The sequence below is a fragment of the Vibrio comitans genome, assembly GCA_024346835.1.
Classification (GTDB): domain Bacteria; phylum Pseudomonadota; class Gammaproteobacteria; order Enterobacterales; family Vibrionaceae; genus Vibrio; species Vibrio comitans.
On the sequence record AP024866.1, the window covers coordinates 2,933,642 to 2,946,210 of the forward strand.

The following is a 12,569-nucleotide window of genomic DNA, read 5'->3' on the forward strand; positions in this document are numbered from 1 at the left end:
CCATCATAGCAATAAAAAAGCTGGCCAAGGAAACCCTGCCAGCTTTTTTGTTGTTTTTTAAAGCAATTATGCGTGTCGAGGTAGCTTAATCGATATGATGCTCGCCAGTAATAAAAAGGCAAACGAGACCCAAAGACAAGCAGCCAAACCCGCCATTTGGAAGACCCACCCGGAGAGAACGGTACCAATCAAGCGTCCCATGGCATTGGCCATATAATAAAACCCTACATCCATCGATACCCCATCACCCTTTGCATAGCTGACGATAAGGTAAGAGTGGAGAGAGGAGTTAACCGCAAAGATAGCACCGAAGATAAGTAGACCAACTACGATAACTAATTCTGGTTGCCAGCCTACTTGCACCCCATAAGCAATTGCTCCAGTTACTACGGTCAACAACATAGCCCATAGAAGCGCAGCTTTTCCGTCTGGCACTTTTCCTTGCGCCTTTCCGGTAATGCGCGGGGCAAATCCTTGCACAAAGCCATAAGCTATGACCCAGAGAGCGAGGAAGCCACCGACCATAGAGTGATTCCAGCCAAAGACACTGCCAAGGTAGATTGGTAGCGCCACCACAAACCATACATCTCGAGCGCCAAACAAGAACATACGCGCCGCTGAAAGCACATTAATGCTTTCAGACTTTGAGAACAAATGCTTGAATTTAGGCTTGCTCTTGGCTTTGCCCATATCGCTTTCTAGCCAAACGAGACTGCCAACCAACACAAAGAACAGAACCGCTGCCATAGCCAACACCGCACCTTGGAAGCCAAGTGTTGATAGCAATACACCACCTAAGAAGAAGCCGGCACCCTTAAGGGCATTCTTTGAACCCGTCAGTATCGCGACCCACTTGTATAGCGCGCCTTGTCTTTCATCTGGAACAAGAGTCTTGATTGCGCTCTTCGCGCTCATCTTATTAAGATCTTTAGCGATACCAGAGAGTGCTTGAGCAGCCATCACCCATGGAATGGTTAACCATGCCTGAGGGACTGCTAGCATAACCAAGGCAAAGATCTGCATCCCTAAGCCCACATTCATGGTGCGATTCAGGCCAAGCCTTGCTCCTAACCAGCCTCCAACAAGATTGGTTACCACTCCAAAGAACTCATAGAACAAGAACAGAGATGCAATCGCTAAACTGCTGTATCCAAGGTCGTAGAAATACAGCACCACCAGCATACGCAGAGCGCCATCTGTCAGGGTAAAGTTCCAGTAGTTGAATGTCACCAGCATGTACTGGCGAACGCTTTTATCTAGAGTCGATAACATAGGAGTGTTCCGAGAGAATCTCATTGGGTAGTAGCGCGCCTTCTAGTAAAGGCACGCTTATATCAGTCTTTAATTAGCGATTTTGCGCTAAAGCTTCAACATAATTAACCTGAACAGGCTTGCTGAATGCGCCAGGGCGAAGAGCCTTAACCTCAGTCACAATCTTTGGTAGTGGCCAATCCAGTTCAAGTAGAAGATTGGCAGCCAACAAACCCGTGCGACCTGAGCCACCCATGCAATGCATTGCGATTTTGTCACCTTGCTTAACAAACTCATGAAGCTCAGGGCTTACCGCTTTCCACTGCTGTGCGAAATCGGCTTCTGGAGCGCAATCGTCTTCAATAGGAAGGTGGAACCACTTTAGACCCAAAGCTTTAGCTTTTTCGCCTAACTCACCAACGTTTTTACTCGCCATCTCTTCGCTGTTAATAGCAGTAACGATTGCCACAACACCTTGCTCTTTTAGTTGAGCAAGAGATTCATCAAGACCTAACTCTTTAGTGCCTGGGCAAGGCGTTAGTACTAGAGTTGCGCCGTGATCAATAGATAGTTCCCAAGTAGGATGCGTCATTAATTTTTCCTCAAAAACGAAGGCATGCTGTTGCATGCCCTTTAAACGAATAATTTATTTGTCTGCTAGACCAACAGTGCGAACAAGCTCAGCAGTACGAGTTGCGTAGCCCATTTCATTGTCATACCAAGCGTAGATTTTCAGCATGCGAGTGCCGACAAGCATAGTAGATAGACCATCAACGATAGTAGAGCGTTGGTCGCCCTTGTAGTCGATAGAAACTAGTGGGCGCTCTTCAAAGCCAAGAATGCCTTTCAGCTCATTCTCTGATGCTTCTTTTAGCAGTGCGTTTACTTCTTCTACTGTGGTATCACGTTTCACATCAAAAATGATGTCTGTTAGCGAAGCGTTCGCTAGTGGTACACGTACTGCATGACCGTTGATCTTGTCCTTTAGCTCAGGGAAGATCTCAACGATTGCCGTTGCTGAGCCCGTTGTAGTTGGGATAAGGCTCATGCCACATGCGCGAGCACGACGTAGGTCTTTGTGCGGTGCATCAAGGATAGTTTGAGTGTTTGTTAGGTCATGAATAGTGGTAAATGCCGCCTGCTCAATGCCCAATTTCTCGTGAATAACCTTAACTACAGGAGCGATACAGTTAGTAGTACATGATGCTGCAGTCACGATCTTGTGAATAGCAGGGTCAAAGAGTTCATCGTTCACACCCACAACGATGTTAGCAATGCCTTCTTCTTTAACTGGCGCTGAAACGACAACTCGCTTCACACCTTGCTCTAAGTATTTGTTTAGGAATGAGGTCTTGCGATGCACACCTGTTGCTTCAATTACAACATCACAACCAGACCAATCAATTGCATCGAGATCACGCTCTTGCGTGGTTTTCACTGATTGACCATCGATGATCATATTGCTGCCATCTACAGACACTTCATGGTGCCAGCGACCTTGCACTGAATCAAACTCCAATAGATGAGCCAGTGTCTTTGTATCTCCCGCTACATCATTGATCTGAACAAACTCAACCTCAGGCCAGTCGAATGAAGCTCTTAAAGCCAAACGGCCAATACGACCAAAACCATTGATACCGATCTTAATAGTCATCTTTTTTTCCTTTCTTCTCATGCAAAGTGAGGTTATTGAAATTTATGCTTACGCACAGGACATATCGCCTATGTGTACTAATCTTTGTATGTCTTGCTGGTATTGCTCTTTTAAGCAATTTGAGTCTCTTAAGCCGTCCACTATTTTTTGAGCCCATCCAGGAAGTTCTGTCGATACATGGTAATAAACCCATTGGCCACGTCGTTCATCAACCAAAATGCCAGACTGACGCATTTGAGCTAGATGACGAGAGATCTTAGGTTGGCTTTCTTGTAGCGCCTGGGTTAACTCACAGACACACAATGCCCCTTCGCGCGCAATCAATAGCAGGCTTCGCAATCGGGTTTCATCTGACAGCAGTTTAAAAAATTGATGAGGCAACATAAGAACAACCAAATAACCATATATGAATATCCGTATATCTTAATAAAAAAAAAGACATCGGCAAGTAAAATTTGCCGATGTCATCAAATCTTAATAAATAGAAGTCGTATTAGTTAGCTTTTCGCTGCTGCAAGCAACATTCCACAGCCGACAAACATAGAACCAAACACCTTATTCAGCTTACCAATAATCTTATCTGAGCGAATAAAACGTCCCATCTGTGCCGCTAACCCGGTATAACCAAGCATTACCACTCCATCAATGACTATGGTAGTAATACCAAGAATCAACAACTGTGGCATCTGAGGCATACTAGGGTTGATGAATTGAGGAAATAGCGCCACCAAAAACACAATCGACTTGGGGTTGGTGAGATTAATAAAGATAGCCTGCTTCAACAAAGCTGTGCTTGATACCTGTTGATGGCTTTCTACGACCTTAAAGCCCTTACTATCACGCCACTTCTGAATACCAAGCCAGATAAGATACGCCACACCTACCCACTTGATCATGCTGAACGCAACCGCTGACTTGGCCACCAGCGCACCAATACCCGCACCCACTAAGATGATATGAAAAGCCAATCCCAATTGAAGGCCGACAATAGCTGACAAGGACTTTCGCATACCAAAGTTAATGCCATTGGCGATAGAATTTACCGTGCCTGAGCCTGGTGCCAGGCTGAAAATGATGGCGGTGGCAACGTATGCCAACCAAATTTTTAACTCCATATTGGTGCCTATATTCACTGTCATTCTAGGATGTTATGCTGTTTGTAACGTGAACAGGGAACAAATGCAATGTCAAATAACGCGATTGATATCTGTACTCAAGAGCACGACTATGAGTATCAGATGAAATATCCGATAAGCAGCTTCTGGAACAATCGACAGCAGGGATATGTCGAAGGTAAAGATAAAAAGAAACTGTATTGGATAAGCCTTACCTCTCCAGCTCATAGCAAGGCAATATTGATGGTAAATGGCCGCACTGAAAGTGTTTTTCGCTATCAAGAGCTATTTTACGACTTGTTCAAGCAAGGCTTTGATATCTATTCTTATGATCACAGGGGCCAAGGCATGTCTGAGCGCCTGCTGGATGATCATGATATGGGGCATGTAGAGGACTTCCAAGACTACATTGATGACTTAGATATTGTTGTTAAGAAGTTTGATTTTAACCGCTATAGCCGCCGTTTTATTTTAGCCCATTCAATGGGAGGCGCTATCTCAACGCGCTATATTCAAACTCATCACTCCCAGCCTTTTCATGCCATTGCCCTTTGCGCTCCCATGTTTGGAATCAATATGCCTTCGCCTTTACGGGCTATTGCGAAACCGCTTTGCAAAACCCTAATTCGTTGGAAAAAACATCCCCATTATGCGCCGGGGCAAACCAGTTACCAAAGAACGCCATTTGAGGGCAACACCCTTAGTCATTGTAAAGCTAGATTTGAATGGTCAGCCGATCTGTTCGACTCAATAAAAGACATCCAAATGGGCGGGCCAACATCACAATGGGTATGGCAGGCCATTCTTGGATCTGAACAATGTGTCAAACATGCGCAAGAGGTTAATATCCCTCTGTTATTGGTTCAACCAGCATTAGACACGGTTGTCGACAATAAGGCACAAAATCAATTTATTGCTCAGCTTAGCCGAGCTCGCCAAGATGCTATTTTGGTGCCTGTTGCAGATGCTAAACACGAGCTTCTGGTAGAGAAAGACGCTCCAAGAAACCAAGCTCTCGATGCTATATTGAGCTTCTTTGAGCAGTAAAAAAAGGAAAAGGGGAAACGCAGGTTTACCCTCTTTCTTCCCCAATTATTGTCGTAATATGAACCTGCTTCTGAAAATAAGAGAAAGGGTATGACCTTGAACAAAACTGCTTTTGAACACATTTCTATTGTCGCTTCCGATTTGGATGGCACACTTTTGGCCCCCGACCACCAGCTATCTGAGTTTACAAAGCAGACGCTAAAGCAATTACATGAACAAGGTTATACCTTTATTTTCGCGACTGGGCGCCACCATGTTGATGTCGCTTACATTCGAGAAACCGCAGGGATTCCCGCTTACATGATCACCTCCAATGGTGCTCGCGTTCATGACATCGACGACAACCTAATGTACAGCCAAGATGTTAATCCTGAACTGGTACAAGACATTGTCGATATCATTCGCCAAGACCCTGACATCATCGTGCACATCTACCAAGATGAAAAGTGGTGGGTAAATCAAACCGATGAGCAGTTACTCTCTTTCAGTAAGCTATCTGGGTTCTCTTTTGATGTCTTTGATGACAGCAACGCACCAAAAGACGGCATCGCAAAGATCTTCTTTACGCATAAGAGTCACGATCACCTTGCTTCATTTGAAGATAAACTAAACCAAAAATTCGGAGACGAGCTGAACATTGCTTTCTCTACTCCTTGGTGTCTAGAGGTTATGCAAGGCAATGTATCAAAAGGGCACGCATTACAAGCCGTAGCCAAGTCTCTTGGCAAAGAGTTATCGCACTGCATCGCTTTTGGTGATGGGATGAATGATGCAGAAATGCTTTCTATGGCAGGCATGGGTAAAGTAATGCAAACCGCTCACCCTAAAGTAAAAGCCGCACTACCGGAAAATGAAGTTATTGGCAGCAATGAAGATGACGCTGTTGCTCACTATCTGGTTGAACACCTGCTAAGATAGGCATTAAATTCATCGCCTTACAGCAGGCTATATAATGAAAAAATGCGCTCTATTTTCTATTGTTAGCTCTCTAGTTTTGCTCGGTTGCAGTAGCACCGAGCCTCAATCTTCAGTCAATCAAGACGAGACACTCACCGCCGTTGAGCTTATCCCAAACAAACAAGCACCTGCTCGCGTACTATTACGAGGGCAGATTGTTGTCGGCCATGAATCTCGCACTATCCAGCCTTGTAATAGCAATACCACCTACTGGCTCAATCTTCCTGAGTCTGTTCGCAATATCGCAGAATCAATGGTAACCAAGCCTTATCAGCCTATGTATGCTGAAGTGTTTGGTTACTTTGAGCCGGCAACCACTGGCTTCGCTGAAGAATTTGGTAGTCAGTTCATTGTCACTGAATTCAATATCATAACGGCTGAAAACCCTAACCGCTGTAACCAACCTACTCGTGATGCGCGCGCTTTTGGCAATGAGCCCTCTTGGTCTGCAAGTATCACTGACAATGCCATAACCCTTATGCAATTAGGCAAAGAAACACTGGTGTTGCCCGTGGTTAACCTAGAGCAAGACACAGAGGGGACGCGCTACGACCTAACGCAAGGTAGGCTCGAGATCAGCAACAAGGTATGTCGCGATACCATGAGCGATTCCATCTACGGCTGGAGCGCACAGCTAACAACAAAAGATCAAACCTACGTTGGATGCAGTACAGATTCCAACGAATATAGCGACCTGTCCGCCGGAGAATATGCTCAATCTATCGATGACACAACCAATCTGACCTTGTCTTTACGCCCAGATCATCAGGCTGAGACTCGATACTCCTATACCGATGGCAGTGATGATGTGGTCGAAAGCGGTTACTGGCAAACCCTAGAAAGTGGATTGGTACAAGTAACATCAGTTACCTATCAAGGGCAAAAAATCATTGCTACACGTGAGTTTGAACTAAAGGACGATACTCTCTCCACTGGGCATGAAACTATCAATGGTGCGACTTACCCATTAACCAATGGCGGGTTAACCCTCAAGAAAACTCAATGATGCCTTGTCCAAATTGCGGGTTTACCCACAACTGCCTCTGTGAACAGTTACCAAGGTTCGACGATTCCGTCCAGGTGGCACTGCTGTGCCACCCTAATGAACTGAAAAGAGAAACCAATACCGGAAAGATACTCCTTTGGAGCTTACCTGGGGTTAAACAATTTGAATGGAGCCGAAAAGAGCCACCAGCAGATTTATTGGCACTTATAGAAAAGCACCCAAAGCCTATGTTGCTGTTTCCAAGTGAACATAGTCTTTCCATCGAGCAGAACACAGTAGATAAAGAGCCAAGGCTGTACATAGTATTAGATGCGACCTGGCAGGAAGCGAAGAAGATGTGGCGACAAAGCCCATGGTTGCAAGCACTCCCTCAATGCCATCTTCTACCTTCTAGCCATTCAAACTACAGCTTGAGAAGAAATCAAAGCGATGGAAACCTATGCACCTGTGAGGTTGGGGCTGAGCTAATGAGACTTGAGGGGTTAAACGAGCAAGCAGGGGAATTGAACCACTTCTTACAGCTGTATCTTCAAGTTTTCCAAGCGGATCGCAGTGGACACGCGCTTAAATAAAGTGGAGTAACTGCTCGATTCGATTGATTTCTACGTCAGGCATCACCTTGGTCTTAACCTGAGATTCGATGCCTTTTGATGTGTCATTGAACCAAGCCGCTTGAAACCCTGCCGCCTTAGCCCCCAGTACATCACTTACAAGGTGATCACCAACATGCAAAATCGACGACGCTGGAGTATCCAATAACTTAGTCGCTCGCAGAAACATATCGGTGCTGGGCTTAGCATCACCATCAGGACCGGCCTTTAGTGTATGTGCAAAATAACCTTGCAGGCCTATACGCTCGAGATCGACATTGCCATTAGTGATAGCAACCAAAGGAAGTTTCGCTACGATAGCTTTTAGGGTGCTGTGTGTTTCTTCAGGGATCTGCACACGGTTCCGCAATAACGTCACTTGATGCATGGTGTCTTGAATCGCTTGTTGCTGAGCGTCACCAATAATACCGATACGAGTAAAGGCATAGCCAAGCTGAGTTTCCCTAGCAAAGGTCACATCATTGCGACAACGTTCATTGCTTTGCAGCGCTTCGCGCTTTAAGGCACGCCAATGGTCTTCAGTAAATTGCTGCAAACGAGGAAAAGCCTCGATTAGCCAACTGCGCAGGTCTCGTTCTAGACGTCTAATCACAGGGTGATTGTCATACAATGTGTCATCAAGGTCGAAGGTCATTGCATGAACTGGATCTAGGCTTCGAAAAAAACGCATTAAGACTCCGACTTCTTTTTCGCTCTAGGGTGAGCCTTGTCATAGGCTTGAGCTAAATGTTGAAAATCCAAGTGAGTATACACTTGCGTAGTGGATAGGCTCTCATGACCTAACATCTCCTGCACTGCTCGCAGGTTTCCGCTCGATTCTAAAATATGAGTGGCAAAGGAGTGTCTAAGTTTGTGCGGGGTTACATGGCTCGATACCCCTTGCTTAATGCCCCATTCAGACAAACGCTTTTGCACATTTCGGTGTGAAATACGCGTGCCTCGCTTAGAGATAAACAAGGCTTCATCCTCTGCTTTAAGTAAAGCAGGACGCTCCTTTAGCCACAACTGAATCCAACGCTTTGCCTCTCCGCTAAAGGGAACGATACGTTCTTTATCGCCCTTACCTATAACGCGAATCTCACCGCGCTCGCCTTGAACGTCTCGAATATTGAGTTGAATCAGCTCAGATAAACGCATTCCGGTACCGTACATCAGTTCCATAATGGCTCTATCTCGAATCGCCAGCGGATCATCCATATCGATATCCAATAACTGCCCGGTTTCATCAACATCGAGGTTCTTGGGGAGGCGTTTGTGGTTTCTTGGTGTGCTAACACCCTTAGCTGGGTTCGCCGTCAGCTCACCTTTAAGCACTAAGTAATCTAAAAAGCTGCGCAAACAGGAGAGTCTTGTCGCTAAACTGTTGGGTTTTAACCCTTCCCGTGCGCCCTTGGCGGCAATTTGCCTTACCCAAGCGATATCTAATTGCTGCCATCCCTCGACGCCAAAGCTCACTAGCTGCTCTGCAATGATGGATAGCTGTCGTTGATAGTTACTTTGTGTGTGTTCGCTCATTCCTCTCTCATTGTGAAGATAAGCAATGAACGAATCGATCCAGGCCTGAAAGGCTTTAGGTGTTTGATTGGGCATGTAGCGTTTGAACCTTCTGCCACTCAAGATGATAAAGTTGGTGTGCTATAACCATAGCGAGATGACTCAAGTATAGAGTATCTTGGCTCGGCTGAAAGCGTCCGCCATCTTCACTACAGAAGCATAGAAACCCTTCTAAGTAAGGATGTCCGAATGAAACAACCGCATAAGAACCGAGTTCAGATACAGGAGTTCCTTTTGAAAAAATCAGTTCACGATCACTGCGCTTCAATCGCCCTAGATAAGCACCTCTATCTGCAATGTTTTTGGCCTTAAATCGAGACCAATTCTCTTTGCTGATATTCAGTTGAGAGCTAACGTGTCCAACGACACCCACTACGACCTTAAGGTCCATCTCTCGAGCTTTGTGCTCTATCGCGCTGATCACTTTCTCGCCAGAGTTCGCCATTAATGAGCGTCGTTCTAGCTCTATAAAATGACGGAAAATCCGGTCGTTTCGACCCACTAAAGCCAGCAGTTCATTTTTCTCAGACTCAATAGTCTGCATCTGCTGACGCTGACGCCTCAGTTGCAACTCAAATAAAGAAACGGCACCCTCTTGTTGGTGAGGAATGCTCAACGAATCTACGAGATATTCCCTTCCTTCAAAGAAGTCAGGATTATCTATTAAAAACTGCTCTACATCTGTTGCGGTAAGAAACGCTTTTACCGTTGAGTCCAAAACTAATCCTTATTCAGAAAACAATTAACAGCTAATCTGCCCATCAAATACGTGCGTAGCGCTGCCCGTCATATATAACGGTTCACCAGGGCCTGCCCATTCAACCGTTAACTTACCACCAGTGAGTTGAACCTCTACAGATTCATCTAACGAGCCTTGCAAGATACCAACAGCAACCGCTGCACAGGCGCCACTTCCGCAAGCTTGAGTTTCTCCAGCACCGCGCTCGTAGACTCTAAGAGCGATATTGTTTCTATCTACAATCTGCATGAATCCAGCGTTTACTCGCTCAGGGAAACGTTCATGAGACTCTAGTAGAGGCCCTAGTTCTTCAACCTTCGCTGTTGCGACATCATCAACAACGGTAACCACATGAGGGTTACCCATACTCACTGAACCACAAAACAGGGTGTGTTGACCCACTCTTAAGATATAGGTTTTCTCTTTTTGCTTGGCTTTGAATGGGATCTTGCTTGGTTCAAGCTCAGGAACGCCCATATTGACTCGAACTAGGTCACCCTCTGTAAGCTTGAGTACCATCTTCCCTTTTTTAGTACTCACACGAATGCTGTATTTATTCGTTAAGCCTTTCATCGCCACAAAGCGCGCAAAGCAGCGTGCGCCATTGCCACACTGCTCCACTTCTGAGCCATCGGAGTTAAAGATGCGATAGTGAAAGTCCGTTTCTGGATCGTACGGCGCTTCAACCACTAACAATTGATCAAAGCCTACACCCGTATGACGATCCGCAAGACGTCGAATCAACTCTGGCGAAAAGAATATATTTTGAGTAATGCAGTCAACGACCATAAAGTCGTTGCCTAGTCCGTGCATTTTAGAGAAATGGAAATGCATTCTGTTCTATTACTCCGGTAATGTGCTTTCTAGTTGCCATAAGCTTTCAACGCTCTCGCGCTGACGAATGAGATGCAGCTTGTCACCATCCACCATAACCTCAGCAACACGTGGGCGAGAGTTATAGTTTGAAGACATAGTAAAGCCATAAGCTCCAGCAGAACGCACAGCTAATAGATCGCCTTGTTCTAACACAAGGTTACGATCTTTACCCAAGAAGTCTCCTGTTTCGCATACAGGGCCAACGAGGTCATACGTTGTTGGCTCACCTTCTCTTGGCTTTAGAGGCACAATATCTTGCCACGCTTGATACAGAGCAGGACGCATAAGATCATTCATAGCAGCATCAATAATAGCGAAGTTCTTATGTTCAGTATGCTTCAAGAACTCAACCTTGGTCAGTAGCACGCCAGCATTAGCAGCAATCGCTCGACCCGGTTCAAAAATCAGTTCGATATTAGGATGGTTATGTAAACGAGCCAGAAGTGCTTTCGCATAGTCCGAAGGCTGAGGAGGCATCTCATCGCGATAAACCACGCCTAAGCCACCGCCAACATCAAGGTGCTTAATATTAATGCCCTGTGCTTTTAGGTTATCAATTAAGCCAAGAAGGCGATCAACTGCATCGATGAAAGGGTCGAGGTCGGTCAATTGAGAGCCTATATGGCAATCAATACCAACAACATTCAGGTTAGGCATCTGCTGAGCGAGTTGATACACACGCGGTGCTTGATCAAAAGCGATACCAAATTTGTTGTCACGTAGACCCGTTGAAATGTATGGGTGAGTCTTTGCATCTACGTCAGGGTTAATACGCAGAGAAACCGGTGCTTGTTTACCACACTCCCCTGCTACCTGATTAATTCGCTCCAGTTCAGGCTCTGACTCTACATTGAAGCATTTGATATTAAGCTCAAGCGCTCGCTTGATCTCTTCAGCTGTTTTACCAACACCAGAGAACACCACTTTCGATGGTTCGCCACCGGCGGCAACAACACGCTCAAGCTCACCTAGTGAAACAATATCAAAGCCTGAACCTAATCTTGCCAACGCATTCAATACGCCTAGATTAGAGTTTGCTTTGACTGCATAACAAACCAAGTGAGGAAAATCACCAACGGATTGATCGAAGGCATTCCAGTGACGCTCTAAGGTAGCGCGAGAATATACGTAAGTTGGAGTACCAAATTGTTGTGCAACTTGGGTTAGGGGAACCCCTTCAGCCCAAAGCTGACCATCTTCCTGATAATTAAAATAATCCAAGATTTTTTCCTTTCTTCAATAACTACTGCGCGGGCTGTTCAGGCGCTTCTTGACCTGCATCGTTCGGCATATACAGCGGGCCTGTTTGACCGCAACCGGCCAATAGTAGTGTCGAACCCAAACACAATAGCGAGATAATTTTTTTCATGGTGATGTTGGTGATATATTTGACCTTGCCTCTATAATCGCACCACCATTAAGAAAAGCAATAGGAACTATGCATGAAGGACAGTGAGTTTCACCAATTGGCTGATGAGCAACTAACAAATATTGAGCAAGCTATAGAAGATTCTGGAGCTGATATCGATTTTGAAACATCGGGCAATGTGATGACATTAGAGTTTGAAGACCGCACTCAAATCATCATCAATAAGCAAGAGCCAATGCGTGAGATCTGGTTAGCCTCTAAATCGGGCGGATATCATTTTTCTATGCAAGAGGGAGCTTGGATCTGCTCTAAGACAGGCTTGGAGCTAATGGCGTTGGTTAAAGCGGAATGTGAAAAGCAAGCGGGTGAAGAGATAGACTGGGTATAAAC

The 12,569-nt window shown here is 45.5% G+C and carries 16 protein-coding genes; 5 read left to right on the forward strand and 11 right to left on the reverse strand.

Annotated elements, in window-relative coordinates; all coding sequences use genetic code 11:
- Positions 1–66: 66 nt before the first annotated feature.
- From arsJ to rhtB, 5 genes are all read right to left on the reverse strand, one after another.
- The gene (gene arsJ, locus OCU46_RS13515) at positions 67–1,272 is read right to left on the reverse strand and encodes an organoarsenical effux MFS transporter ArsJ (RefSeq protein WP_141271678.1); all 1,206 of its coding nucleotides are present in this window, start codon (positions 1,270–1,272) and stop codon (positions 67–69) included.
- Positions 1,273–1,345: 73 nt separating this feature from the next.
- On the reverse strand, positions 1,346–1,843 hold the full coding sequence (locus OCU46_RS13520; protein ID WP_141271677.1) for a phosphatase domain-containing putative toxin: 498 nt from the start codon (positions 1,841–1,843) through the stop codon (positions 1,346–1,348).
- A gap of 54 nt (positions 1,844–1,897) precedes the next feature.
- A complete protein-coding gene (locus OCU46_RS13525) occupies positions 1,898–2,905 on the reverse strand; it encodes an ArsJ-associated glyceraldehyde-3-phosphate dehydrogenase (RefSeq protein ID WP_141271676.1) in 1,008 nt (335 codons plus the stop codon).
- A gap of 48 nt (positions 2,906–2,953) precedes the next feature.
- The gene (locus OCU46_RS13530; RefSeq protein ID WP_017029298.1) at positions 2,954–3,289 is read right to left on the reverse strand and encodes a metalloregulator ArsR/SmtB family transcription factor; all 336 of its coding nucleotides are present in this window, start codon (positions 3,287–3,289) and stop codon (positions 2,954–2,956) included.
- A 113-nt stretch (positions 3,290–3,402) separates the two neighbouring features.
- Positions 3,403–4,020, reverse strand: coding sequence for a homoserine/homoserine lactone efflux protein (rhtB, locus tag OCU46_RS13535; RefSeq protein ID WP_141271675.1), 618 nt, complete (start codon positions 4,018–4,020; stop codon positions 3,403–3,405).
- 69 nt (positions 4,021–4,089) lie between these two features.
- Here rhtB and OCU46_RS13540 point away from each other — a divergent pair, with 69 nt between their 5' ends.
- The 4 genes from OCU46_RS13540 to OCU46_RS13555 all read left to right on the forward strand — a co-directional run bounded on the left by OCU46_RS13540 (position 4,090) and on the right by OCU46_RS13555 (position 7,602).
- Positions 4,090–5,067: an alpha/beta fold hydrolase gene (locus tag OCU46_RS13540; protein ID WP_141271674.1), complete on the forward strand. Its 978-nt coding sequence runs from the start codon at positions 4,090–4,092 to the stop codon at positions 5,065–5,067.
- Positions 5,068–5,157: 90 nt separating this feature from the next.
- A complete protein-coding gene (locus tag OCU46_RS13545) occupies positions 5,158–5,985 on the forward strand; it encodes a Cof-type HAD-IIB family hydrolase (protein WP_141271673.1) in 828 nt (275 codons plus the stop codon).
- A 34-nt stretch (positions 5,986–6,019) separates the two neighbouring features.
- Entirely contained in the window at positions 6,020–7,030 is a 1,011-nt protein-coding gene (locus OCU46_RS13550) for a COG3650 family protein (RefSeq protein WP_141271672.1), read from the forward strand.
- Positions 7,027–7,602: a tRNA-uridine aminocarboxypropyltransferase gene (locus OCU46_RS13555; protein ID WP_141271671.1), complete on the forward strand. Its 576-nt coding sequence runs from the start codon at positions 7,027–7,029 to the stop codon at positions 7,600–7,602. The genes OCU46_RS13550 and OCU46_RS13555 overlap by 4 nt, the downstream gene beginning before the upstream one ends.
- Here OCU46_RS13555 and OCU46_RS13560 read toward each other — a convergent pair.
- Genes OCU46_RS13560 through lptM form a run of 6 tightly spaced genes read right to left on the reverse strand, consistent with a single transcriptional unit; the run spans position 7,595 to position 12,179 of the window.
- Positions 7,595–8,311, reverse strand: coding sequence for an HAD-IA family hydrolase (locus tag OCU46_RS13560; protein ID WP_141271670.1), 717 nt, complete (start codon positions 8,309–8,311; stop codon positions 7,595–7,597). The genes OCU46_RS13555 and OCU46_RS13560 overlap by 8 nt on opposite strands.
- Complete coding sequence (gene xerC / locus OCU46_RS13565) at positions 8,311–9,231, reverse strand: tyrosine recombinase XerC (RefSeq protein ID WP_167495395.1); 921 nt, start codon at positions 9,229–9,231, stop codon at positions 8,311–8,313. Before xerC ends, OCU46_RS13560 begins: the two co-directional genes overlap by 1 nt.
- Positions 9,212–9,913: a DUF484 family protein gene (locus OCU46_RS13570; protein WP_141271669.1), complete on the reverse strand. Its 702-nt coding sequence runs from the start codon at positions 9,911–9,913 to the stop codon at positions 9,212–9,214. The genes xerC and OCU46_RS13570 overlap by 20 nt, the downstream gene beginning before the upstream one ends.
- A 24-nt stretch (positions 9,914–9,937) precedes the next feature.
- Positions 9,938–10,768, reverse strand: coding sequence for a diaminopimelate epimerase (gene dapF / locus OCU46_RS13575; protein ID WP_017029289.1), 831 nt, complete (start codon positions 10,766–10,768; stop codon positions 9,938–9,940).
- Positions 10,769–10,777: 9 nt separating this feature from the next.
- Entirely contained in the window at positions 10,778–12,031 is a 1,254-nt protein-coding gene (lysA, locus tag OCU46_RS13580) for a diaminopimelate decarboxylase (protein ID WP_141271668.1), read from the reverse strand.
- Between the two features lie 22 nt (positions 12,032–12,053).
- Positions 12,054–12,179 (reverse strand): LPS translocon maturation chaperone LptM, encoded by a 126-nt coding sequence (gene lptM / locus OCU46_RS13585; protein WP_141271667.1) that lies wholly within the window; start codon positions 12,177–12,179, stop codon positions 12,054–12,056.
- 73 nt (positions 12,180–12,252) lie between these two features.
- Between lptM and cyaY the strand changes: the two genes are divergently transcribed.
- Positions 12,253–12,567, forward strand: coding sequence for an iron donor protein CyaY (gene cyaY / locus OCU46_RS13590; protein WP_141271666.1), 315 nt, complete (start codon positions 12,253–12,255; stop codon positions 12,565–12,567).
- Positions 12,568–12,569: the final 2 nt, after the last annotated feature.

Coding starts and splice junctions, on each gene's coding strand:
- arsJ (WP_141271678.1), bottom strand. CDS start 1,272: ATGTTATCGACTCTAGATAAAAGCGTTCGCCAGTACATGCTGGTGACA.
- OCU46_RS13520 (WP_141271677.1), bottom strand. CDS start 1,843: ATGACGCATCCTACTTGGGAACTATCTATTGATCACGGCGCAACTCTA.
- OCU46_RS13525 (WP_141271676.1), bottom strand. CDS start 2,905: ATGACTATTAAGATCGGTATCAATGGTTTTGGTCGTATTGGCCGTTTG.
- OCU46_RS13530 (WP_017029298.1), bottom strand. CDS start 3,289: ATGTTGCCTCATCAATTTTTTAAACTGCTGTCAGATGAAACCCGATTG.
- rhtB (WP_141271675.1), bottom strand. CDS start 4,020: ATGGAGTTAAAAATTTGGTTGGCATACGTTGCCACCGCCATCATTTTC.
- OCU46_RS13540 (WP_141271674.1), top strand. CDS start 4,090: ATGTCAAATAACGCGATTGATATCTGTACTCAAGAGCACGACTATGAG.
- OCU46_RS13545 (WP_141271673.1), top strand. CDS start 5,158: ATGACCTTGAACAAAACTGCTTTTGAACACATTTCTATTGTCGCTTCC.
- OCU46_RS13550 (WP_141271672.1), top strand. CDS start 6,020: ATGAAAAAATGCGCTCTATTTTCTATTGTTAGCTCTCTAGTTTTGCTC.
- OCU46_RS13555 (WP_141271671.1), top strand. CDS start 7,027: ATGATGCCTTGTCCAAATTGCGGGTTTACCCACAACTGCCTCTGTGAA.
- OCU46_RS13560 (WP_141271670.1), bottom strand. CDS start 8,311: ATGCGTTTTTTTCGAAGCCTAGATCCAGTTCATGCAATGACCTTCGAC.
- xerC (WP_167495395.1), bottom strand. CDS start 9,231: ATGCCCAATCAAACACCTAAAGCCTTTCAGGCCTGGATCGATTCGTTC.
- dapF (WP_017029289.1), bottom strand. CDS start 10,768: ATGCATTTCCATTTCTCTAAAATGCACGGACTAGGCAACGACTTTATG.
- lptM (WP_141271667.1), bottom strand. CDS start 12,179: ATGAAAAAAATTATCTCGCTATTGTGTTTGGGTTCGACACTACTATTG.
- cyaY (WP_141271666.1), top strand. CDS start 12,253: ATGAAGGACAGTGAGTTTCACCAATTGGCTGATGAGCAACTAACAAAT.